Annotated in this window: 23 protein-coding genes; 8 read left to right on the forward strand and 15 right to left on the reverse strand. The window is 53.3% G+C overall.

The window, feature by feature from the left end; all coding sequences use genetic code 11:
- The first annotated feature begins 103 nt into the window (after nt 1-103).
- Nucleotides 104-952 (forward strand): MurR/RpiR family transcriptional regulator, encoded by an 849-nt coding sequence (locus ACLHV8_RS16570; protein WP_208594770.1) that lies wholly within the window; start codon nt 104-106, stop codon nt 950-952.
- A gap of 46 nt (nt 953-998) precedes the next feature.
- Nucleotides 999-1,259, forward strand: coding sequence for a YfhL family 4Fe-4S dicluster ferredoxin (locus tag ACLHV8_RS16575; RefSeq protein WP_008502177.1), 261 nt, complete (start codon nt 999-1,001; stop codon nt 1,257-1,259).
- Here ACLHV8_RS16575 and acpS read toward each other — a convergent pair.
- The 12 genes from acpS to rseD all read right to left on the reverse strand — a co-directional run bounded on the left by acpS (nt 1,256) and on the right by rseD (nt 10,647).
- Nucleotides 1,256-1,636, reverse strand: coding sequence for a holo-ACP synthase (gene acpS / locus ACLHV8_RS16580; protein ID WP_028014094.1), 381 nt, complete (start codon nt 1,634-1,636; stop codon nt 1,256-1,258). The two genes, ACLHV8_RS16575 and acpS, sit on opposite strands and share 4 nt — an antisense overlap.
- Nucleotides 1,636-2,367 (reverse strand): pyridoxine 5'-phosphate synthase, encoded by a 732-nt coding sequence (gene pdxJ, locus ACLHV8_RS16585; RefSeq protein WP_028016062.1) that lies wholly within the window; start codon nt 2,365-2,367, stop codon nt 1,636-1,638. Before pdxJ ends, acpS begins: the two co-directional genes overlap by 1 nt.
- Nucleotides 2,368-2,398: 31 nt before the next feature.
- Nucleotides 2,399-3,106 carry a DNA repair protein RecO gene (recO, locus tag ACLHV8_RS16590; RefSeq protein WP_028016061.1) on the reverse strand — a complete coding sequence of 236 codons (708 nt, stop codon included), beginning with the start codon at nt 3,104-3,106 and terminating at the stop codon, nt 2,399-2,401.
- Nucleotides 3,107-3,124: 18 nt separating this feature from the next.
- Nucleotides 3,125-4,030: a GTPase Era gene (era, locus tag ACLHV8_RS16595; protein WP_049005958.1), complete on the reverse strand. Its 906-nt coding sequence runs from the start codon at nt 4,028-4,030 to the stop codon at nt 3,125-3,127.
- Nucleotides 4,027-4,707, reverse strand: a complete 681-nt coding sequence (rnc, locus tag ACLHV8_RS16600) for a ribonuclease III (RefSeq protein ID WP_003860711.1) — start codon at nt 4,705-4,707, stop codon at nt 4,027-4,029. Before rnc ends, era begins: the two co-directional genes overlap by 4 nt.
- Nucleotides 4,708-4,929: 222 nt before the next feature.
- Nucleotides 4,930-5,904 carry a signal peptidase I gene (gene lepB / locus ACLHV8_RS16605; RefSeq protein WP_128348062.1) on the reverse strand — a complete coding sequence of 325 codons (975 nt, stop codon included), beginning with the start codon at nt 5,902-5,904 and terminating at the stop codon, nt 4,930-4,932.
- A gap of 15 nt (nt 5,905-5,919) precedes the next feature.
- The gene (lepA, locus tag ACLHV8_RS16610; protein WP_410376990.1) at nt 5,920-7,719 is read right to left on the reverse strand and encodes a translation elongation factor 4; all 1,800 of its coding nucleotides are present in this window, start codon (nt 7,717-7,719) and stop codon (nt 5,920-5,922) included.
- A 185-nt stretch (nt 7,720-7,904) separates the two neighbouring features.
- The gene (gene rseC / locus ACLHV8_RS16615; RefSeq protein WP_028016057.1) at nt 7,905-8,381 is read right to left on the reverse strand and encodes a SoxR-reducing system protein RseC; all 477 of its coding nucleotides are present in this window, start codon (nt 8,379-8,381) and stop codon (nt 7,905-7,907) included.
- A complete protein-coding gene (gene rseB, locus ACLHV8_RS16620) occupies nt 8,378-9,331 on the reverse strand; it encodes a sigma-E factor regulatory protein RseB (protein WP_049005955.1) in 954 nt (317 codons plus the stop codon). The genes rseC and rseB overlap by 4 nt, the downstream gene beginning before the upstream one ends.
- Nucleotides 9,331-9,981, reverse strand: a complete 651-nt coding sequence (gene rseA / locus ACLHV8_RS16625) for an anti-sigma-E factor RseA (RefSeq protein WP_014832926.1) — start codon at nt 9,979-9,981, stop codon at nt 9,331-9,333. The genes rseB and rseA overlap by 1 nt, the downstream gene beginning before the upstream one ends.
- 31 nt (nt 9,982-10,012) lie before the next feature.
- Nucleotides 10,013-10,588: an RNA polymerase sigma factor RpoE gene (rpoE, locus tag ACLHV8_RS16630; protein ID WP_006176728.1), complete on the reverse strand. Its 576-nt coding sequence runs from the start codon at nt 10,586-10,588 to the stop codon at nt 10,013-10,015.
- A complete protein-coding gene (gene rseD / locus ACLHV8_RS16635; RefSeq protein WP_229255512.1) occupies nt 10,585-10,647 on the reverse strand; it encodes a rpoE leader peptide RseD in 63 nt (20 codons plus the stop codon). Before rseD ends, rpoE begins: the two co-directional genes overlap by 4 nt.
- Before the next feature lie 362 nt (nt 10,648-11,009).
- Here rseD and nadB point away from each other — a divergent pair, with 362 nt between their 5' ends.
- Nucleotides 11,010-12,629 carry an L-aspartate oxidase gene (gene nadB / locus ACLHV8_RS16640; protein WP_049005949.1) on the forward strand — a complete coding sequence of 540 codons (1,620 nt, stop codon included), beginning with the start codon at nt 11,010-11,012 and terminating at the stop codon, nt 12,627-12,629.
- Here nadB and trmN read toward each other — a convergent pair.
- Nucleotides 12,614-13,351: a tRNA(1)(Val) (adenine(37)-N(6))-methyltransferase TrmN gene (trmN, locus tag ACLHV8_RS16645; RefSeq protein WP_032666641.1), complete on the reverse strand. Its 738-nt coding sequence runs from the start codon at nt 13,349-13,351 to the stop codon at nt 12,614-12,616. The two genes, nadB and trmN, sit on opposite strands and share 16 nt — an antisense overlap.
- A gap of 132 nt (nt 13,352-13,483) precedes the next feature.
- On the opposite strand from trmN, the gene srmB reads away from it, so the two are divergent.
- Nucleotides 13,484-14,812, forward strand: a complete 1,329-nt coding sequence (gene srmB / locus ACLHV8_RS16650; protein ID WP_028016053.1) for an ATP-dependent RNA helicase SrmB — start codon at nt 13,484-13,486, stop codon at nt 14,810-14,812.
- 56 nt (nt 14,813-14,868) lie between these two features.
- On the opposite strand, the gene grcA is transcribed toward srmB, so the two are convergent.
- Nucleotides 14,869-15,252: an autonomous glycyl radical cofactor GrcA gene (gene grcA, locus ACLHV8_RS16655; RefSeq protein ID WP_008502190.1), complete on the reverse strand. Its 384-nt coding sequence runs from the start codon at nt 15,250-15,252 to the stop codon at nt 14,869-14,871.
- Between the two features lie 314 nt (nt 15,253-15,566).
- Between grcA and ung the strand changes: the two genes are divergently transcribed.
- On the forward strand, nt 15,567-16,256 hold the full coding sequence (ung, locus tag ACLHV8_RS16660) for a uracil-DNA glycosylase (protein WP_028016052.1): 690 nt from the start codon (nt 15,567-15,569) through the stop codon (nt 16,254-16,256).
- Nucleotides 16,257-16,295: 39 nt separating this feature from the next.
- Here ung and ACLHV8_RS16665 read toward each other — a convergent pair whose 3' ends face one another.
- Nucleotides 16,296-17,411: a tRNA/rRNA methyltransferase gene (locus ACLHV8_RS16665; RefSeq protein ID WP_208594769.1), complete on the reverse strand. Its 1,116-nt coding sequence runs from the start codon at nt 17,409-17,411 to the stop codon at nt 16,296-16,298.
- Nucleotides 17,412-17,614: 203 nt separating this feature from the next.
- On the opposite strand from ACLHV8_RS16665, the gene trxC reads away from it, so the two are divergent.
- The 3 genes from trxC (at nt 17,615) to ACLHV8_RS16680 (ending at nt 21,501) form a co-directional block, all read left to right on the forward strand.
- Nucleotides 17,615-18,034 (forward strand): thioredoxin TrxC, encoded by a 420-nt coding sequence (gene trxC, locus ACLHV8_RS16670; RefSeq protein ID WP_028016050.1) that lies wholly within the window; start codon nt 17,615-17,617, stop codon nt 18,032-18,034.
- Nucleotides 18,035-18,103: 69 nt separating this feature from the next.
- Entirely contained in the window at nt 18,104-18,802 is a 699-nt protein-coding gene (gene tapT / locus ACLHV8_RS16675) for a tRNA-uridine aminocarboxypropyltransferase (protein WP_028016049.1), read from the forward strand.
- Nucleotides 18,803-18,837: 35 nt separating this feature from the next.
- A complete protein-coding gene (locus ACLHV8_RS16680) occupies nt 18,838-21,501 on the forward strand; it encodes a bifunctional acetate--CoA ligase family protein/GNAT family N-acetyltransferase (RefSeq protein WP_208594768.1) in 2,664 nt (887 codons plus the stop codon).
- Nucleotides 21,502-21,555: the final 54 nt, after the last annotated feature.

Raw genomic sequence — 21,555 nt, forward strand, 5'->3', positions numbered from 1 at the left:
AATTTTTAATTCATAATAATCACACTATAATGGAATATAAAATTCATTCAGGCGAGCAAAATTCGTATTTGCGCAGATAATCACATTTTCGCCAGGAGAACCTATGAACTGTTTAATTCGTATTCGCCAGCGGTATGCAGGCTTTGCTCAAAGCGACAAAAAGCTGGCGGATTTTCTGCTTTCTCAGCCCGATCGCGCCCGCCATCTCAGCTCGCAGCAGCTGGCGAGTGAAGCCGGCGTGAGTCAATCAAGCGTGGTGAAATTTGCCCAGAAGATTGGCTTTAAGGGCTTTCCCGCCCTCAAACTGGCGATTAGCGAAGCGCTGGTGAGTAACCCCAATCCGCAGTCGATGCCCGTACATAACCAGATCCGTGGTGATGACCCGATGCGTCTGGTTGGGGAAAAGCTGATTAAAGAGAATGTCGCGGCCATGCATGCGACGCTCGATGTGAACACGGAAGAGAAACTGCTGGAGAGCGTGGCGATGCTACGTGCAGCACGGCGTATCATTTTGACCGGAATTGGCGCATCCGGCCTGGTGGCACGTAATTTTGGCTGGAAGCTAACCAAAATCGGTTATAACGCCATTGTCGAGCAGGATATGCACGCCCTGCTGGCGACTGTACAGGCGATGGATCCTGACGATCTGCTGCTGGCAATCTCCTATTCCGGTGAGCGTCGTGAAATCAACATGGCGACCGACGAAGCCCTGCGTGTCGGCGGTAAAATTCTGGCAATCACCGGCTTTACTCCGAATGCCCTGCAACAGCGGGCAACGCGCTGTTTATATACCATTGCCGAAGAGCAGGCTACGCGCAGTGCGGCTATCTCGTCCACCAGTGCGCAAATGATGCTGACCGATCTGCTGTTTATGGCGCTGGTGCAGCAGGATCTGGAACACGCACCCGAGCGCATTCGCCACAGCGAAGAACTGGTAAAGAAACTGGTTTGACGCGTATAATGCCCGCCCAGTTTGTGTTGTTTCTGAGAATTTCCTGATGGCGCTGTTAATTACCAAAAAATGCATCAATTGCGATATGTGCGAACCCGAATGCCCGAACCAGGCGATTTCGATGGGCGACAGCATTTATGAAATTAACAGCGACCGCTGCACCGAATGCATCGGTCACTATGAGACGCCGACCTGTCAGAAAGTGTGCCCGATCCCCAATACTATCCTGAAAGATCCGGCACACGTCGAGAGCGAAGAGCAGCTATGGGATAAGTTTGTCCTGATGCATCATGCGGACAAACTTTAACTTTCGATGATCACCGTTGCGCTTGCATAGTGGCGTTCATCCGCGATCGTCACGTGCATGTGGTTCACGCCCAGCTTCTCAGCCAGCTTTTGCGCCTCGCCCCATAAACGCAGGCGTGGCTTACCCAGCTCATCGTTAAACACTTCAAACTGGTTAAATGCCAGACCATTTCGAATACCCGTACCAAAGGCTTTGGCGGCCGCTTCTTTCACAGCAAAACGCTTGGCCAGAAAACGCACCGGCTGCTGATGCGCTTCCCAGATGGCCCATTCGTTATCGCTTAGCACACGCCTTGCCAGGCGATCGCCGCTACGGGCGATCACCGCTTCAATGCGGGCTATTTCAACGATATCCGTGCCTAAGCCCAGAATGGCCATTACTTGCGCGCTTCCAGCATCAGACGTTTCATCTCTGATACCGCCTCTTTCAGGCCACTCATCACTGCACGGCCAATAATCGCATGGCCGATATTCAGCTCATGCATTTCCGGCAGGGCGGCGATGGCCTTAACGTTGTGGTAGGTGAGGCCATGTCCAGCATTGACCTTCAGGCCCAGGCTTGCGGCATAAGTGGCTGCTTTAGCGATACGCTCCAGCTCTTTGGCCTGCTCAGCATCGCTTTCAGCATCAGCATAACAACCGGTATGAATTTCGATATACGGTGCGCCCGCATCGGCTGCCGCTTTGATCTGGGCGAAATCGGCGTCGATAAACAGAGAAACCAGGATGCCGGCATCAGCCAGACGTTTGCAGGCATCGCGCATTTTGTCGAGCTGCCCTGCAACATCCAGACCGCCTTCGGTCGTCACTTCCTGACGCTTTTCCGGTACCAGGCAGCAGAAATGGGGTTTAGTCTCGCAGGCAATCGCCAGCATCTCTTCCGTGACGGCCATCTCCAGATTCATACGGGTATCCAGCGTCTGACGCAGAATACGTACGTCGCGATCGGTGATATGGCGACGGTCTTCACGCAAATGAACGGTAATGCCGTCGGCGCCAGCCTGTTCGGCGATAAATGCCGCCTGAACCGGGTCAGGATAAGCCGTGCCGCGCGCATTACGCAGCGTGGCGATATGATCAATGTTGACGCCTAACAGTAATTCAGCCATGACAATCCTCGGTTTTCTTTTGGTTCTGTCTCTAACGTTTCGGCATAAACTGCCTGAATAATTCGCGGCTCTTTAAGGGCTTGCCGCCAAGATACGGCTTGAGGGCAATGCGGGTAAAGCGTTTTGCGGCGCGCAGTGTGTCCTGATCGGGAAACTCGCGCTCATACAGCGCCCGGAGATGACGACCGGTAAATGTGCTGTTATCGATTACGACGCTGGCAATAAAACCTTTTTCTTCCCGATAACGATAGGTCATCGTGTCCTCGACCTCGTCTCCGCTCCCCGCACAATGCAGAAAATCGACGCCATATCCCAGATGTCCCAGCAGAGCCAGTTCGAAACGACGCAGCGCAGGTTCGGGGGTACCGGTGGTACCCGCCAGCGCCTGAATACAGTGCAGATAATCGAAGAAAAGTTCAGAGAAGCGAGTCTCATGTTCAAGAACGCGCGAGATGAGTTCGTTGATATACAAACCGCTGTACAGCGTGATACCAGAAAGAGGAAGTGCCAGAGAGACGGCTTCGGCACTGCGCAGGGTTTTGACCTCCCCTCGCCCACCAAAACGAACCAGCAAGGGAGTGAAAGGCTGTAAGGCACCTTTCAGGTTAGAACGTTTGGAACGTGCGCCTTTCGCAACAAGGCGCACGCGGCCCGACTCTTCCGTGAAGACGTCCAGCATGAGGCTGGTTTCGCTCCAGGGACGACTATGCAGGACAAAGGCACGCTGCCATCCATCCATCATACTCGTCGTCTTGAGTTATTGGTCTTCGCCGTAACCGAGGCTGCGCAGAGCACGCTCATCATCGGCCCAGCCAGATTTCACTTTCACCCACAGTTCCAGGTGAACCGGGGCTTCGAACATCTCCTGCATGTCTTTGCGGGCTTCAATGCCGATGGTTTTGATCTTGGCACCTTTGTTGCCAATCACCATCTTCTTCTGCCCTTCACGCTCAACGAGGATCAGGCCATTGATATCGTAGCCGCCGCGTTCGTTGCTCTGGAAACGTTCGATTTCTACCGTCACGGAGTATGGCAGCTCAGCACCGAGGAAGCGCATCAGCTTTTCACGGATGATCTCAGAGGCCATAAAGCGCTGGGAGCGATCGGTAACGTACTCTTCCGGGAAGTGATGGATCGCTTCCGGCAGATGCTTACGCACGATGCCCGCGATGGTATCCACATTCAGACCGGTCTCGGCAGACAACGGTACGATATCGAGGAAATTCATCTGACTACCGAGCCACTGCAGATGCGGCAGCAGGTCAGCCTTCTCTTGTACGTTGTCCACTTTGTTGACCGCGAGGATGACCGGTGTTTTACCGTCACGCAGTTTATTCAGCACCATTTCGTCGTCCGGCGTCCAGCGGGTGCCTTCAACAACGAAAATGACCAGCTCAACGTCGCCAATCGAGCTGCTCGCCGCCTTGTTCATCAGGCGGTTAATGGCGCGCTTCTCTTCCATGTGCAGGCCCGGAGTATCGACATAAATCGCCTGATACGCGCCTTCTGTATGGATACCCACGATGCGATGACGCGTGGTCTGCGCCTTACGTGAGGTAATAGAAATCTTCTGCCCGAGCAGATTATTCAGCAGCGTAGATTTGCCGACGTTCGGACGTCCGACGATGGCAATAAATCCGCAATAGGTTTTTTCTTCGCTCATTCCAGCTCCAGCATTTTCAACGCCTGTTCGGCGGCAGCCTGTTCAGCCTTACGACGGCTAGAACCTGTGCCCACCACCGGTTCACTCAGGCCACTGACCTGGCAATGGATGGTAAATTCCTGATCGTGCGCTTCGCCACGCACCTGCACCACCAGATAGGATGGCAGCGGGAGATGACGACCCTGCAAATATTCCTGCAAACGCGTTTTCGGATCTTTTTGTTTATCGCCCGGACTGATTTCGTCCAGACGGGTCTGATACCAGTTCAGGATCAGTTTTTCTACGGTCTGGATATCGCTGTCCAGGAACACGCCACCGATTAATGCTTCGACCGTATCGGCAAGAATAGATTCACGACGGAAGCCGCCGCTTTTCAGTTCACCCGGCCCAAGACGCAGACATTCGCCCAGTTCAAATTCGCGCGCGATTTCCGCAAGGGTATTGCCCCGAACCAGCGTGGCACGCATGCGGCTCATATCACCTTCATCCACACGCGGGAAACGATGATAAAGCGCATTCGCAATCACGAAACTTAAAATAGAGTCGCCTAAAAATTCGAGGCGCTCATTATGTTTGCTGCTGGCACTGCGATGGGTTAATGCCTGTTGCAACAACTCCTGATGATGAAAAGTGTAGCCCAGCTTCCGTTGAAGCCGATTAATTACGATGGGGTTCATGCGATACCAATAAATGAATGCGACAAAAATGCAGCACACGAAACCGACCTGAGAAAACCAACGCGGTTTCGTGTGCCGTGGCACCCTTGCAGGGCCAACCTTAAACTTCGGGGGAATATTCTATACACAACGACAGGGGATGTCGTTAGTTCGAAGAGATTTATCGCTGAAATAATTCACGCAGCCGCTAATTAAAGCGGCTACGCGTTCATTTAATGAGAATTAATGGATTCCGCCAATACGATTCAGGCGTACGCCGGTCGGCCATTCACCTTCCTGCTTCTCAAAACTCATCCAGATTGCGGTCGCTTTGCCCACCAGATTCGCTTCAGGTACAAAGCCCCAGTAACGGCTGTCCGCAGAATTATCGCGGTTATCACCCATCATGAAGTAGTGTCCCGGAGGCACAATCCAGCTTGCCAGCTGCTGACCCGGTTGTTTGTAATACATACCCAGCTGATCCTGCGCAATCGGCACGGTCAGGATACGGTGCGTAACATCACCCAGCGTCTCTTTACGCTCAACCAGACGAATACCGTTCTCTTTGGTTTCACCTTTCGGTACCTGGAAGAACCCGCTGGTCGCCTCCCCGCCGTTACGACGGGCAAAGGTCTGGACAAAATCACTTGGCTCAACGTTTGAGTACGTGATTGGCAGCGCGTTCTCACACGCCGTACCGGAACTGCAGCCCGGCTGAACGGTAACTTCCTTCGCAACCGGATCGTAAGTGACCTTATCACCCGGCAGACCCACCGCACGCTTAATGTAGTCCAGGCGCGGATCTTCCGGATATTTGAACACCACGATGTCGCCACGTTTCGGATGACCCGTTTCGATCAGCGTTTTCTGGTAGATAGGATCTTTGATGCCGTAGGCAAACTTCTCTACCAGAATAAAATCACCAATCAGCAGCGTTGGCATCATTGAACCTGACGGGATCTGGAACGGTTCGTAAATAAACGAACGTACCACCAGCACAATCGCCAGCACCGGGAATACCGAGGCTCCTGTTTCCAGCCAGCCCGGTTTCGGGCCGACTTTCTTCAGCGTTTTCACATCCAGCTGATCGCCTGTGGCTGCCTGAGCGGCAGCCTGACGTTCACGGCGTTTTGGGGCGAAGATAAACTTATCCAGACACCACAACAGACCGGTCACCAGGGTAGCAATGACCAGGATCAGGGCAAACATGTTCGCCATGCCAACTCCTTAGGGTTATTTGCTGTCTTTACCAACATGAAGGATGGCAAGGAATGCTTCCTGCGGCAGCTCGACGTTACCGACCTGCTTCATACGCTTCTTACCTTCTTTCTGTTTCTGCAGCAGCTTTTTCTTACGGCTGACGTCACCGCCATAGCATTTAGCCAGAACGTTTTTACGCAGCTGTTTTACGGTGGAACGCGCGATAATGTGGTTGCCGATGGCAGCCTGAATCGCGATATCAAACTGCTGACGCGGGATCAGGTCTTTCATCTTCTCAACCAGCTCACGGCCACGATATGGCGCGTTGTCGTTGTGGGTGATCAGCGCCAGCGCGTCCACGCGCTCACCGTTGATCAGCACGTCCACACGGACCATGTTGGAGGCCTGGAAGCGTTTGAAGTTGTAATCCAGTGACGCATAGCCACGAGAGGTTGACTTCAGACGGTCGAAGAAGTCGAGTACCACTTCCGCCATTGGGATTTCATAGGTCAGCGCCACCTGGTTACCGTGGTAAACCATGTTGGTCTGCACACCACGCTTCTCGATACACAGCGTAATGACGTTACCCAGGAACTCCTGCGGCAGCAGCATGTGACACTCAGCGATTGGCTCGCGCAGCTCGTGAATGTTGTTCAGCGGCGGAAGCTTGGACGGGCTGTCGAGGTAGATAACCTCTTTCGAGGTGGTTTCAACTTCATAGACTACGGTCGGTGCAGTGGTGATCAGATCCAGATCGTATTCACGCTCCAGACGCTCCTGAATGATCTCCATGTGCAGCAGGCCGAGGAAGCCACAGCGGAAGCCGAAGCCCAGCGCCGTGGAGCTCTCTGGCTCGTAGAACAGTGAGGCATCGTTCAGGCTAAGCTTACCGAGTGCATCGCGGAAGTTTTCGTAGTCGTCAGAGCTAACCGGGAACAGACCCGCGTAAACCTGCGGTTTCACCTTTTTAAAACCTGGCAGTGCTTTATCTGCCGGGTTACGTGCCCCCGTCAGGGTATCGCCTACTGGCGCGCCAAGGATGTCTTTGATTGCGCAGACCAACCAACCTACCTCGCCGCACTTCAGCTCGGTACGGTCAACCTGTTTTGGCGTGAAGATGCCCAGACGATCGGCGTTGTAGACTTGCCCGGTACTCATTACCTTGATTTTGTCGCCTTTACGCATGGTGCCGTTTTTAATACGCACCAGGGAGACAACGCCAAGGTAGTTATCAAACCAGGAGTCGATGATCAGCGCCTGCAGCGGGCCATCCGGGTCACCTTCCGGAGCCGGAATATCACGAACCAGACGTTCCAGAACATCGGTCACGCCCACGCCCGTTTTAGCGGAGCAGCGTACCGCATCGGTCGCGTCGATGCCGACAATATCTTCAATCTCTTCCGCTACGCGCTCAGGATCGGCGGCTGGCAGGTCGATCTTATTCAGAACCGGCACAACTTCGAGATCCATTTCCATCGCGGTGTAGCAGTTTGCCAGGGTCTGGGCTTCTACGCCCTGCCCGGCATCCACCACCAGCAGCGCGCCTTCACAGGCTGCCAGCGAGCGTGATACTTCATAGGAGAAGTCAACGTGGCCTGGGGTGTCGATAAAGTTTAACTGATAGGTTTCACCATCAGCCGCTTTGTAATCCAGCGTGACGCTCTGCGCTTTAATGGTGATACCGCGTTCGCGTTCCAGGTCCATGGAGTCCAGAACCTGGGCTTCCATTTCACGATCAGACAGGCCACCGCAAATCTGGATAATACGGTCAGACAGCGTCGACTTACCGTGGTCAATGTGAGCAATGATCGAAAAGTTACGTATGTTCTTCATATAGTTAAATAATTATGCCTTACGAATTCCTGGAGGCCGCTGTTCTTAGCCTGACGTTTTTCAGTGCGAAAACGCAGCATTCTACACTACATCCTCGCTACCTGGAAATGCACTTAGAGACAGGTATAGCGTGAAGAAAGGACGTTTTCTGTTTTAGGACGTAAATAATGATAAAGCCCGATGGATCACCGGGCCTCAGAAGAGAGCGTTTCAACACGAAGCTGGTCTGGCGCCAGCCCAACGCTGAGAATGACAGGTTGCCACTCTTCGCGGGCAGCGAGCTTCGGAGAGAAACCTTTGGCCAACCAGAATCCTCCCACGCCACCTAATGCGGCACCGCACATGGCGGCTGCATCGGTGCCAAACAGCATCTGGAATATGCCGCCCATCACAAACAACCCTACCAGCGGGGAGAGATAAACCAGCATAGCCGAACTGAGCAGGCTACCTTCCGCAATACCCAGCTCGACCTTCTGTCCCGCCATCAACGGCTGTTCGCTTGGCACAGAAATCGTGTGCGACGTTTGTGGCCCGAGCTTATTCAGCACGCGACTGCCGCAGCCGGCTCTGGACGCGCAGCTATTACATGATGCTTTGACATCGCAGCTCACCAGCGCAATGCCGTTCTGCCACGATACAACCGTAGCCCACTCTTTAATCATTGTGCGGCCCTGAATTTTATGCTGTCAGAAATGCGTTTTGCCGTCTGCGGAGGTAACTCACCCACAATCGTGATCTCTGCGTTATCGCGTACCGTGGTGCTGACCGTACGACGTCCGGTACGAAGCATTTGTTCAGAACTGTTTGCCGTTGCGCGGTTAATATTCACCGAGAAGCTGAATAATCCATCGGAATAAAGACGCGATTCAACGGGAGTCTCAATGGTTGGCAACTGACGACGGCTGCTTGAAACTTCGCTAAACCCTTGTGGGATCCAGGAAGGCACCCAGTTGAAATTAACAGAGTCACCCGCCGGAACAGAAAGCAGTGGCGGCAGACTGGCTTTAGCCAGATTCTGCATGCTGTTTCCAACCTGATTGTTCACATTGAAGGAGATAACGCGGAACTGTTCCAGCGTTTCACCGTCACGGTCAAGCAGGTCTACACGCATCGGAAGTTTAGTTTCTGCGTCAATCCAGACGATATAGCTGTAGCGTGTTCCGTCCCGGGCAACAACGCGGATCACCTCACACAACCTGTCCGCAATGCGCGTACGCCCTACCGAAATAAAATCGTAGTAAGGGGCGAGCCGCTTGAAGTCGGTGTAAATAAGTGACGGCAGAGAATCAACGATATAGTCGCCATTCAGCGTGAATGGCTCCAGACCTGGTTCGAAATAACTGATTTCGTTACCACGCTGAACAACTTCCCGACGCGGGCCATCCATCTGTAAAAGCTGGGCGAGCGGCTGGTTATCAAGACGGGCATGGCGATAGCGTAACGACTCGACACCCTGCTTATTGATGCTGATAAATGCCAACTCATAATTGAGTGACTGGCTAGCCTGATTCATTTGCTGCAACAACGCCCCGGATGAAACATCAGCCGAGGCGTTGGCAGAGAAGAACAAGCTACCCGCCATCAGAGACATGGCGAACCAAAGTTGCTTCATTACTGCGATTGCGTTCCTAAAGTTTGGTTTCCGGGCACCTGCACAGCAGCTTGCTGTGTTTGTGCCTGCTCAAACTGAAGCTGTTCAGAGTGCAGACGACGCTGCAACTCATAATCCTGCAACATCGCATTAATGCGACGGCGCTGCTCCTGAACCTGCTGTTGCTGACCGCCGCTGGCGGAGGCATCAGCCGGTACACCCAGACTTACCGGGCTGGCTTTGCCCATCATCGGCAGTGTGTTAAACACTGGCGCTTCTGGCTGCTGATTAGTTTCAGACTGAGTATTATAGTGCTGGACGCCAACGATAACTGCAAGCGATACGCATGCAGCCACCCCCATTTGGGTGAGCTGGCTAGCCCACGGACGCACCTTTTGCCAGAACGGCATTTTCTGCCACTGGTGAGGTGCTGGTTGAGCTTCAGGAATCAGCGGAGTGGTCTGATGAACAGGCTCATTCTCAATGGCCGCCATCACGCGGGCTGAGATATCGAAATGGAGAACCTCGCCGGTGTCACCACGAAGAGTGTCACGGATGAGATGGTAACTCTCCCAGGTCTCTTGCATTTCGGGAGAATGAGACAGCTCGTTGAGCAGCTCACTATCCAGCGTTTCACCATCCATTAAAGCGGAAAGTTTTTCTTTCTGCATGCCTAATACCTTTTCCAGTATCCCGCTATCGTCAACGCCTGATAAGCGGTTGAACTTTATTATCAATAGCTTCTCGCGCACGGAAAATTCGTGAACGTACCGTACCGACCGGACAATCCATGATAGCGGCTATCTCTTCATAGCTCAGACCATCCAGCTCCCGTAACGTAATTGCCATGCGTAAATCTTCCGGGAGCGACTCGATCGTGCGAAAAACGATTTGTCTCAGTTCTTCTGACAACATTAAGTTCTCAGGGTTCGAAATTTCTTTCAATGCGCCGCCACTTTCGAAGTTTTCGGCGTCGATTGCGTCCACATCACTTGAAGGTGGACGACGTCCCTGAGCGACCAGATAATTCTTTGCCGTATTGACCGCAATACGGTACAGCCAGGTATAAAAAGCACTATCCCCCCGGAAAGAATCCAGCGCGCGATAGGCCTTGATAAAAGACTCTTGTACCACATCAGGTACATCACCTGACGGTACATAACGGGAAACCAGGCTCGCCACTTTATGCTGGTAGCGCACCACCAGTAAGTTAAAGGCTTTCTGATCTCCCTTCTGGACCCGTTCAACCAGGACCTGGTCCGTTAACTGCTCGCTCATCCGAGGTAATGTCTCCCCAAACCTAAATTCCACGCGTTATCGAAACGCCACTCTAAAATACCGCACTTTGAGCAAGCACCGAATTAGAGTGTCTGATCTTCAATAAGTTCCGTAACGCCTTTGTTTTTGTTCATCGCGCCGCAGACTGTTCATTTTCTCTCATTATAAGTCTGTTCACGATACGCACCACTTTCTGACAAGAAACATCTTTTTCCCGCCAGAAGAGTAACGCAACCCTGGCTTTATTTCACCACAAAATCTGACACTAACGATCTGCTTCGCAAAATAATTTCATTCATTTACCTCCTGTTTACGCCACCTTACGAGTTTAGTCATTGCAACAGACTTTAAAAAAAACGTGCGATATCTCGCATTCAGGTGCTATTCTGACCAAACACTGTTTAGTAAATTAAACAAAATCATGAACACAACACCTGAACTTCATTGTGATGTACTGATCATCGGCAGCGGTGCTGCCGGTCTCTCTCTGGCGCTGCGTCTGGCCGAGCATCAGAACGTTATTGTTCTGAGTAAAGGGCCGATAAGTGAAGGTTCCACATTTTATGCCCAGGGCGGTATTGCCGCTGTGTTTGACGAAACAGACAGCATTGCATCACATGTTGAAGATACGTTGATTGCCGGTGCCGGGATCGTGGATACGCACGCCGCAGAGTTTGTCGCCAGTAATGCCCGTCATTGCGTTCAATGGCTCATCGACCAGGGGGTATTATTTGATACCCAGGTTCAGCCCAATGGCGAAGAGAGCTATCACCTTACTCGTGAAGGCGGTCATAGTCACCGTCGCATCCTTCACGCCGCGGATGCCACGGGTAAAGAAGTTGAAACTACGCTGGTCAGTAAGGCTCTTAGTCATCCTAATATTCGGGTCCTTGAGCGGAGTAATGCCGTTGACCTGATTATTTCCGACAAAATTGGCCTGCCCGGCACGCGTCGCGTCGTGGGTGCCTGGGTCTGGAATCGTAATAAAGAGAAGGTTGAAACTTGTCAGGCGAAGGCTGTCGTACTGGCTACAGGCGGCGCCTCCAAGGTATATCAGTACACCACCAACCCGGACATAGCCTCCGGAGACGGTATTGCCATGGCCTGGCGCGCCGGTTGCCGCGTGGCGAACCTCGAATTTAACCAGTTTCACCCGACCGCATTGTTCCACCCTCAGGCACGCAACTTCCTGCTCACGGAAGCGCTGCGCGGAGAAGGTGCTTACCTGAAACGCCCTGACGGCTCACGCTTTATGCCGGACTTTGATACCAGAGGTGAACTCGCGCCACGTGACATCGTTGCCCGCGCCATCGACCATGAAATGAAACGTCTTGGCGTGGACTGCATGTATCTCGATATCAGCCATAAGCCCGCAGAGTTCATTCGCCAGCACTTCCCGATGATTTACGAAAAGCTGCTGAATCTGGGCATTGATTTAACCCGCGATCCGGTGCCCATTGTACCTGCCGCCCACTATACCTGTGGTGGCGTAATGGTTGACGACCATGGACGTACGGATGTAGATGGCCTGTATGCTATCGGAGAGGTCAGCTATACCGGACTTCACGGCGCGAACCGTATGGCCTCTAACTCACTGCTTGAATGCCTGGTGTACGGCTGGTCTGCAGCGGAAGACATCACGAAACGCATGCCGTACGCCCGCGAGACAGAGCACCTGCCTGCCTGGGATGAAAGCCGTGTGGATAACCCGGATGAGTTGGTGGTGATCCAACATAACTGGCATGAGCTACGACTGTTTATGTGGGACTACGTGGGGATTGTACGCACGACCAAACGACTTGAGCGCGCGTTGCGCCGCATCACCATGCTCCAACAGGAAATTGATGAGTATTATGCCAATTTCCGCGTATCGAATAATTTGCTGGAGCTGCGCAATCTGGTTCAGGTCGCTGAACTGATTGTACGCTGCGCGATGATGCGTAAAGAGAGCCGCGGGCTGCACTATACCCTGGATTACCCGGATCAGCTTGCTGAATCCGGCCCGTCGATACTCTCACCGCAGGTTCACATAAACAGATAAAATGCCTGGGTCAGAGCGGTGTAATCTTCGGAATAACGCTGGTCTGGCCCACGGATCACCATTCTGTCATTAAAGCATTCACCTTCTTTTGGTGATAGCGCCAGCAGTACGCGGTGCGGCAGCCGTCCTTCCGTATCCGAAATATCGGTACGCAAACGTAGCGTCCAGCCAATCTCCTGGGCGATGCCGATGAATGTATTGCCCGTACTCTCAGGTAGGACGACACAGAAAAAACCCTCTTCGGAGATGAGCTCTGCCGCACTGGTGAGTAGCGCTTTATGGTTGAGGGAGCCGGTGTAACGCGCCTGTTCGCGCTCCGGTGAACCGCACTCAACGCCGGGCTCATAGTAGGGAGGGTTACTGACGATGAGATCGTAACGTGCGGTTTGTTCAGGCGCCCAAGCCAGCACATCTGCGCATTCCACTTTCATCCGTTCTGCCCAGGGAGATTCGGCCGCATTTTCACGCGCCTGCTCTGCGGCCTGCGCATCCAGTTCAACCGCATCAATCGTGACATGCTCTTCTGTACGTTGCGCCAGCATCAACGCCACCAGCCCGCTGCCGGTACCGATATCAAGAATACGCTTAACACCTGCGACAGGTGCCCAGGCTCCCAGTAAAATACCGTCAGTGCCGACTTTCATAGCACAGCGATCGTGAGCAACAAAAAATTGTTTAAATGTAAAACCATCGCGGCGCAGCTGCGCTTTGAGTTGAGACATGTCAGGGCAACCTTCTAAGTGAAACTGGAGTAGCATAGGGGAAAGCGAAGTGACCGAAAAGCGATATCCATACAAACAGATGAAGATTACAGCCGTAACGTCTATAATCAGCGCCCCACACAGAGGTAGAACATGACTGTAACGACTTTTTCCGAACTTGAACTCGATGAAAGCCTGCTCAATGCACTTGAGAGCAAAGGCTTTACACGCCCGACCGCCATTCAGGCAGCGGCCATTCCGCCTGCGCTTGAGGGCCGCGATGTGCTCGGTTCTGCGCCAACCGGCACGGGGAAGACAGCAGCCTATTTGCTGCCTGTGTTGCAGCATCTGCTCGATTTTCCACGTAAAAAATCAGGCCCGCCGCGTATTTTAATCCTGACGCCTACGCGCGAGCTGGCCATGCAGGTGGCCGATCACGCGCGTGAACTCGCGGCAAATACTCATCTGGATATCGCCACCATCACCGGCGGCGTTGCGTATATGAACCACGCCGAAGTGTTCAGCGAAAACCAGGACATCGTCGTTGCGACGACGGGCCGCCTGCTGCAGTACATTAAAGAAGAGAACTTCGACTGCCGCGCGGTTGAAACGCTGATCCTCGACGAAGCCGACCGTATGCTGGACATGGGCTTCGCACAGGATATTGAGCATATTGCGGGTGAAACGCGCTGGCGTAACCAGACGATGCTGTTCTCTGCCACCCTCGAAGGGGAAGCGATTAAAGACTTCGCAGAGCGTCTGCTGGAAGATCCGGTGGAAGTGTCAGCGACGCCGTCCACCCGTGAGCGTAAGAAGATCCACCAGTGGTACTACCGCGCGGACAACCTTGAGCACAAGGTCGAATTGCTCAAACACCTGCTGAAGCAGGAAGATGCGCTGCGCACAATCGTGTTTGTGCGTAAGCGCGAGCGCGTGCACGAGCTGGCAGAAATGCTGCGTAACGCCGGGATCAACAACTGCTATCTTGAAGGCGAGATGGCACAGATCAAACGTACCGAAGGCATTAAGCGCCTGACCGATGGCCGCGTTAACGTGCTGGTTGCCACAGACGTTGCCGCTCGCGGGATCGACATCCCTGACGTCAGCCACGTCATTAACTTCGATATGCCACGCAGCGGCGATACCTATCTGCACCGTATTGGCCGTACCGGCCGCGCGGGCCGCAAAGGGATTGCTATCTCACTGGTCGAAGCTCATGACTACCTGCTGCTGCAGAAAATTGGCCGCTATGTTGACGAGCCGCTGAAAGCGCGCGTTATTGATGGCCTGCGCCCGACCACACGTGCGCCGAGTGAAAAAATGACGGGTAAACCGTCCAAGAAAGCGCTCGCGAAACGTGCTGAGAGAAAAGAGAAAGAAAAAGAGAAGCCACGCGTGAAGCAGCGTCACCGCGATACCAAAAACATTGGTAAGCGCCGTAAGCCAAGCGCTGCCGCGCAGGAAACGAAGACTGAAGAGTAATAAAAAGCCGGGGAAAATCCCCGGCTTTTTTTATTCTGCCCCCACGGCTGAAACTATTACAGGCTTTCAGTAAAGGTACGAGCGATAACGTCGCGCTGTTGTTCTGGGGTCAGAGAGTTGAAGCGTACTGCATAGCCAGACACGCGAATGGTCAGCTGTGGGTATTTTTCAGGGTGCTCAACCGCATCCATCAGCGTTTCGCGACGCAGCACGTTAACGTTCAGGTGCTGACCACCTTCCACACGTACTTCCGGTTTCACTTCCATTGGGATTTCACGGTATTCAATTTCGCCCAGCTTGCTGACTGGAACAATTTCATCTTCAGCAAAACCGGCTTTCGCGACGACACAACGTGCTTCGTTTTTCTCGCTGTCCAGCAGCCAGAAAGAGTTGAGCAGATCGTCATTTGCAGCTTTAGTAATCTGGATACCTGTAATCATGTGTTGCCTCCCTTAGGCTACATTAACTGATGTCGGCCTCTTCAGGCCAATTGGTAAAACCAATGTTTCTTGTGTGTATATATATCATTCGCACCCTGGTGATTTATTGATTTAAATCAACAAAAACACCAACCATATAAAGAGTGTGGTTTGAATTTATTGTTTTAGATCAATTTTATCGCCTTACCAATTCAATTTCGCCTGCATACTTTCAAAATAAATTGAGGGACTTACGGTCAATTTCTGCCTGTGATTTTGCGCCCATGTATTTAACAGGTAAGCTAGACGCAGATTGAGATTCGCAGGAGAGCGAGATGACGACACCTTTAACCTGGCACGACGTGCTGGCCGAAGAAAAACAGCAGCCCTATTTTATTAATACTCTCAGCACCGTCGCGACGGAGCGGCAGTCTGGCCAGACGATTTATCCGCCACAGAAAGATGTTTTCAACGCCTTTCGCTATACCGAATTGAGCGATGTCAAAGTCGTTATCCTCGGACAGGATCCTTACCATGGCCCAGGGCAGGCGCACGGGCTGGCGTTCTCTGTACGCCCGGGCGTGGCTATCCCCCCTTCTCTGCTCAACATGTATAAAGAGCTTGAGGGAACGCTGCCTGGGTTTACCCGCCCTACTCACGGTTACCTGGAAAGCTGGGCGCGCCAGGGCGTGCTGTTATTGAATACGGTGCTTACCGTACGGGCGGGTCAGGCGCACTCACACGCAAGTCTGGGCTGGGAAACGTTTACTGACAAAGTCATCAGCCTGATCAACGAGCATCGTGAAGGCGTGGTATTTTTACTCTGGGGTTCTCACGCGCAGAAGAAAGGGGCGATTATCGATCGTCAGCGTCATCACGTGTTGAAAGCGCCGCACCCGTCACCGCTGTCTGCACATCGCGGCTTCTTTGGCAGTAATCATTTTGTTCTGGCGAACGAATGGCTGGAAAAACGTGGCGAAACGCCAATTGACTGGATGCCTGTGTTACCGGCAGAAAGCGAGTAGTATTTAATGTGCCGGGTCTAACCCGGCACATTAAGAGGCTTATGCCTTATTCTGACGCCACCACTCGGCCAGCAGTACGCCGGTCGCAACGGATACGTTCAGACTTTCCACATTACCTGTTCCGTCGATAGAGACGCTCAGATCTGCACTGGAGAGCGCCGCGTCAGACAGACCATCGCGCTCCTGACCCAGCACCAGCACCATTTTACGCGGCAGCGTTGCTTTAAACAGCGGCGTACCAGCATGGCTCGAAGTCGTCACGATGGAATAGCCTGCTTTACGGAACTGCTCAATAGCATCCAGAACGCTATCACCGGTGATCGGCTGAACGTGCTCAGCACCACCTTCTGCAGTACGGATCGCCGCACCTGATTCCAGCAGTGCAGCATCCTGCAACAGCACGCCTTTCACGCCGAAGTGCGCGCAGCTACGCATCATCGCACCCAGGTTATGCGGGTTGCCCACATCTTCCAGCGCCAGAACACAGTCATCGGCCTCTGCCTGGCTGACCCATTGCTGAACGGTGGTGCCATTACGTTTTTTGATCAGGAAGCAAACACCACCGTGGTGTTCGGTACCGGACGCTTTGGTCAGCTCGGCATCATCTACCACGTGATAGGCTTTACGGTTCGCGGCCATCCAGCGCAGCGCTTCTTTAAAACGTGGAGTCACGCTCTGGATAAACCAGGCGCGGACGATGCACTCAGGACGGCTCTGGAACAGCGCCTGGCAGGCGTTCTCGCCATACACGCGAGTCTCTTCAGCCCGCTGACGGCGCAGCACTTCCGGGTCGATAAAGCTTTTACCGCTGATACCACCGTGATCGGCTTTTTCCGGCGTCTCATCGCCAGGCGCGCGCGAAACGGTACGCCATGGGGAGGCGTTATCACGTGAGAAGTCATCGCGTGGACGGTCATCGCGTTTGCGGTCATCGCGTTTGCGATCGTCACGCTTACGGTCATCACGTTTGCGGTCATCACCGCGGTTATTTCTGTCATCGCGGGCGGGGCGACGGCCACCGTCTGCACGAGAAGACGCCGGACGCCCGCCACCTTTTCCGGTACGCGGATTTTGGGTGCGTTTATCAGAGTCATCATCACTGCGGACATACATCACTTTGACCTTGCCGCTTTTGTTTTTCATTTCGTCGTTCATGCTTTTCTCCACCAGCGCTGCGCGAAGCGCGCAGATTACCCGATGTGCCAGCGCATAGCCATAATTTCGTACAAAAGCCTGTGACTATTGTTCTCATTGAATAAAACGCATTGTTGTTTCAAACAGGCTCATTGATAATATGTAACATATTAGAAACATTATCGGCGTTTGCCGCTGTTCCACGGCTCTATCAGAGGTTAGTTATGAATACCGTATGTGCCAACTGTCAGGCTCTCAATCGCATTCCGGACGATCGGATTGAAGATGGTGCGAAATGCGGGCGTTGTGGTCATGAATTGTTTGATGGCGATGTCATTAACGCAACGGGTGCTACGCTGGACAAACTCCTCAAGGATGATCTTCCCGTAGTGGTCGACTTCTGGGCGCCATGGTGCGGCCCATGCCGTAGCTTCGCGCCGATCTTCGAAGATGTGGCAGAAGAGCGCAACGGGAAAATGCGGTTCGTTAAGGTCAATACCGAAGCGGAACCCGAACTGAGCGCACGTTTTCGTATTCGCAGCATCCCGACCATTATGATTTTCAAAAAGGGTGAAGTGATCGATATGCTCAACGGTGCGGTTCCAAAAGCACCTTTTGAAAGCTGGTTAAACGAGTCGCTGTAACATTCATGGGGCACATCTTGTGCCCCGTTCCCGCCTCTGCGAAAATAGGGTTTTTCCTGCATTTCGCCCATGACTGATAACGCTGTCCTTCAATTACGTGCCGAACGCCTTGCTCGCTCAACGCGTCCCTTTCTTGCCCGTGGCAATCGAATCCGTCGTTGCCAGCGATGCCTGCTGCCACTAAAGGTTTGCCTGTGCGAGACGCTGGCCCCGAGTACAGCGGAGAGTCGTTTTTGTCTGGTGATGTTCGATACCGAGCCGATGAAACCCAGTAATACGGGTCGCCTGATTGCCGACATTCTGCCTGATACCACTGCGTTTCAGTGGTCGCGCACGGAGCCACCACAGGCCCTGCTCGACGCAGTGACAAACCCGGACTATCAGCCCATGGTCGTTTTCCCGGCCTCTTATGCAGGGGCCGATCGTCAGGTGCTTTCGGCTCCCCCATCCGGTAAACCGCCCCTGTTTATTATGCTGGATGGCACCTGGACCGAAGCACGAAAAATGTTTCGTAAAAGTCCTTATCTTGACGCACTGCCGGTGATTTCTGTCGATCTTTCCCGGGTCTCCGCCTACCGCCTGCGTGAAGCGCATGCCGACGGGCAATACTGCACTGCCGAAGTGGCCATTGCGCTTCTGGATTTAGCAGGCGATACCGTAGCGGCAGGCGCCCTGGGCAACCATTTCTCCCGCTTTCGCGAGCGCTATCTGGCGGGAAAAACCGTTCATAAGGGCAGTGTCACAGCACTCGATCCAGAAAGCGTTTAAAATCTTCAGGTCGCTTGCATTCACAGGAGGCCTGCATGAGCCAGAGAGGGTTAGAAGCGCTATTACGTCCTAAATCCATTGCCGTTATCGGCGCCTCAATGAAACCGGATCGTGCAGGCTATCTGATGATGCGCAACCTGCTAGCCGGAGGGTTTAATGGCCCTGTTATGCCCGTTACGCCTGCCTACAAGGCCGTTCAGGGGGTACTTGCCTGGCCAGATGTACAGAGCCTGCCTTTCGTACCCGATCTTGCCGTACTGTGTACCAATGCGAAACGAAATCCGGAACTGCTGGAATCACTCGGTAAAAAAGGGTGTAAAACCTGCATTATTCTCTCGTCTCCACCGGAACAACAGCCCGAGCTGCTGGCATGCGCCAGTCGTTATCAAATGCGCATCCTTGGGCCGAACAGTCTTGGCCTGCTCGCCCCCTGGCAGGGTCTGAATGCCAGTTTCTCTCCTGTACCAATCCGTAAAGGCAAACTCGCGTTTATTTCGCAATCGGCGGCGGTATCGAACACCATCCTCGACTGGGCTCAGCAGCGTGAAATGGGATTCTCCTACTTCATTGCCCTGGGTGACAGCCTGGATATTGACGTTGATGAGCTCCTTGATTTTCTGGCTCGCGACAGTAAAACCAGCGCAATCCTGCTTTACCTCGAGCACCTCAGCGATGCCCGTCGTTTTGTATCGGCTTCACGAAGCGCCTCGCGCAATAAACCGATCCTGGTGATCAAAAGTGGGCGTAGCCCTGCAGCCCAGCGACTTCTGCAGTCGCATTCCGGTATGGATCCTGCATGGGACGCCGCCATTCAGCGTGCGGGTTTGCTGCGGGTACAGGATACACACGAGCTTTTTTCCGCCGTCGAGACGCTAAGCCATATGCGCCCATTGCGCGGTGAGAAGTTAATGATTGTCAGTAACGGTGCCGCCCCTGCCGCACTCGCGCTGGATGAACTGTGGCGGCGCTTCGGTAAGCTGGCAACGCTGGGTGAAGAGACACTGCAACGTCTGAGAGAAGCTCTCCCGACAAGTGTGACGCCAGACAACCCGCTTGACTTACGCGATGACGCCAGCAGCGATCGCTATATCAAGGCCATCTCGATTTTGCTGGATAGCCAGGATTTCGACGCACTGATGATTATCCACTCCCCCAGCGCGGCCGCTCCAGGTAGTGGAAGTGCGCGGGCACTCATTGATACCGTGCGCAATCATCCACGTGGAAAATATGTCACTTTGCTGACCAACTGGTGCGGTGAGTTTTCTTCGCAGGAGGCGCGACGCTTGTTCAGTGAAGCCGGGCTGCCAACCTACCGTACTCCGGAAGGCACTATCACTGCATTTATGCATATGGTCGAGTATCGCCGTAACCAGAAGCAGTTACGCGAAACCCCGGCGTTGCCCGGTAATTTGACGGCGAACACCGTCGACGTTCACCGTCTTTTACAACAGGCTATCGAAGAGGGTGCGATGTCACTTGATACGCATGAAGTTCAGCCCATTCTCGGCAGTTACGGAATGCAAACCCTACCCACCTGGATTGCCAGCGACAGCGCTGAGGCTGTGCATATTGCCGAACAAATTGGCTACCCGGTTGCCCTTAAGTTGCGTTCACCGGATATCCCACATAAGTCTGATATTCAGGGGGTGATGTTATACCTGCGTACGGCAACGGAGGTTCAGCAAGCAGCAGATGCCATTTTTGATCGGGTCAAAATGGCCTGGCCGCAGGCAAGGATCCACGGGTTGCTGGTGCAAAGCATGGCTAACCGCGCAGGTGCTCAGGAGCTGCGGGTGGTGGTTGAACATGATCCCGTGTTTGGCCCGCTCATTATGCTGGGAGAAGGCGGCGTTGAGTGGCGGCCTGAAGAACAAGCCGTTGTAGCGTTACCGCCGCTGAACATGAATCTGGCGCGTTATTTGATCATCCAGGCGATTAAAAGCAAAAAGATCCGCGGCCGGAGCGCGCTGCGTCCACTTGATATTGCCGGGCTAAGTCAGTTCCTGGTGCAGGTATCTAACCTGATTGTGGATTGTGCCGAGATCCAGCGGCTGGATATCCACCCCCTTCTCGCCTCCGGTAATGAATTTACGGCGCTGGACGTGACGCTGGATATCGCGCCCTTTGAAGGCGACAGAGAGAGCCGTCTGGCGATCCGTCCTTACCCGCTGCAACTGGAAGAGTGGGTAGAGATGAAGAATGGGGAACGCGCCTTATTCCGCCCTATTCTGCCGGAAGATGAACCTCAGCTGCGGGCCTTTATCTCTCAGGTCACGAAAGAGGATCTTTACTATCGCTATTTTAGTGAAATCAACGAATTTACCCACGATGATTTAGCCAATATGACCCAGATCGACTACGATCGAGAAATGGCTTTTGTCGCCGTCCGTCGTTCCGATAAAGGCGATGAGATCCTTGGCGTGACGCGTGCTATTTCTGACCCGGATAATGTTGATGCGGAGTTTGCCGTGCTGGTGCGCTCCGATCTAAAAGGCCTGGGTCTGGGGAGACGACTGCTGGAAAAACTCATCAGTTATACGCGAGATCACGGATTGTTACGCCTGAATGGCATTACTATGCCTAACAATCGCGGTATGGTGACCCTGGCGCGAAAACTTGGATTTGATGTTGATATTCAACTGGACGAAGGTATTGTTGCCTTGTCCCTCAACCTGACATCAGCAGATAAACACGAGTAAGCTACTGGAAATGTTACCCACTTTGGACGGGACTGGTGGTATCATTGTCCGCTT

The organism is Enterobacter sp. CPE_E863 (assembly GCF_046521465.1).
In the GTDB taxonomy this organism is placed as follows: domain Bacteria; phylum Pseudomonadota; class Gammaproteobacteria; order Enterobacterales; family Enterobacteriaceae; genus Enterobacter; species Enterobacter adelaidei.

Excerpts from the sequence above, each read along its gene's own strand:
- lepB (WP_128348062.1), bottom strand. The coding sequence starts at position 5,904 with ATGGCGAACATGTTTGCCCTGATCCTGGTCATTGCTACCCTGGTGACC.
- rseA (WP_014832926.1), bottom strand. The coding sequence starts at position 9,981 with ATGCAGAAAGAAAAACTTTCCGCTTTAATGGATGGTGAAACGCTGGAT.
- tapT (WP_028016049.1), top strand. The coding sequence starts at position 18,104 with ATGACTGATAACGCTGTCCTTCAATTACGTGCCGAACGCCTTGCTCGC.
- ung (WP_028016052.1), top strand. The coding sequence starts at position 15,567 with ATGACGACACCTTTAACCTGGCACGACGTGCTGGCCGAAGAAAAACAG.
- lepA (WP_410376990.1), bottom strand. The coding sequence starts at position 7,719 with ATGAAGAACATACGTAACTTTTCGATCATTGCTCACATTGACCACGGT.
- srmB (WP_028016053.1), top strand. The coding sequence starts at position 13,484 with ATGACTGTAACGACTTTTTCCGAACTTGAACTCGATGAAAGCCTGCTC.
- recO (WP_028016061.1), bottom strand. The coding sequence starts at position 3,106 with ATGGATGGATGGCAGCGTGCCTTTGTCCTGCATAGTCGTCCCTGGAGC.
- era (WP_049005958.1), bottom strand. The coding sequence starts at position 4,030 with ATGAGCGAAGAAAAAACCTATTGCGGATTTATTGCCATCGTCGGACGT.
- pdxJ (WP_028016062.1), bottom strand. The coding sequence starts at position 2,367 with ATGGCTGAATTACTGTTAGGCGTCAACATTGATCATATCGCCACGCTG.
- grcA (WP_008502190.1), bottom strand. The coding sequence starts at position 15,252 with ATGATTACAGGTATCCAGATTACTAAAGCTGCAAATGACGATCTGCTC.
- ACLHV8_RS16575 (WP_008502177.1), top strand. The coding sequence starts at position 999 with ATGGCGCTGTTAATTACCAAAAAATGCATCAATTGCGATATGTGCGAA.
- ACLHV8_RS16570 (WP_208594770.1), top strand. The coding sequence starts at position 104 with ATGAACTGTTTAATTCGTATTCGCCAGCGGTATGCAGGCTTTGCTCAA.
- ACLHV8_RS16665 (WP_208594769.1), bottom strand. The coding sequence starts at position 17,411 with ATGAACGACGAAATGAAAAACAAAAGCGGCAAGGTCAAAGTGATGTAT.
- rseC (WP_028016057.1), bottom strand. The coding sequence starts at position 8,381 with ATGATTAAAGAGTGGGCTACGGTTGTATCGTGGCAGAACGGCATTGCG.
- rnc (WP_003860711.1), bottom strand. The coding sequence starts at position 4,707 with ATGAACCCCATCGTAATTAATCGGCTTCAACGGAAGCTGGGCTACACT.
- trxC (WP_028016050.1), top strand. The coding sequence starts at position 17,615 with ATGAATACCGTATGTGCCAACTGTCAGGCTCTCAATCGCATTCCGGAC.
- rseB (WP_049005955.1), bottom strand. The coding sequence starts at position 9,331 with ATGAAGCAACTTTGGTTCGCCATGTCTCTGATGGCGGGTAGCTTGTTC.
- trmN (WP_032666641.1), bottom strand. The coding sequence starts at position 13,351 with ATGTCTCAACTCAAAGCGCAGCTGCGCCGCGATGGTTTTACATTTAAA.
- acpS (WP_028014094.1), bottom strand. The coding sequence starts at position 1,636 with ATGGCCATTCTGGGCTTAGGCACGGATATCGTTGAAATAGCCCGCATT.
- rpoE (WP_006176728.1), bottom strand. The coding sequence starts at position 10,588 with ATGAGCGAGCAGTTAACGGACCAGGTCCTGGTTGAACGGGTCCAGAAG.
- nadB (WP_049005949.1), top strand. The coding sequence starts at position 11,010 with ATGAACACAACACCTGAACTTCATTGTGATGTACTGATCATCGGCAGC.
- ACLHV8_RS16680 (WP_208594768.1), top strand. The coding sequence starts at position 18,838 with ATGAGCCAGAGAGGGTTAGAAGCGCTATTACGTCCTAAATCCATTGCC.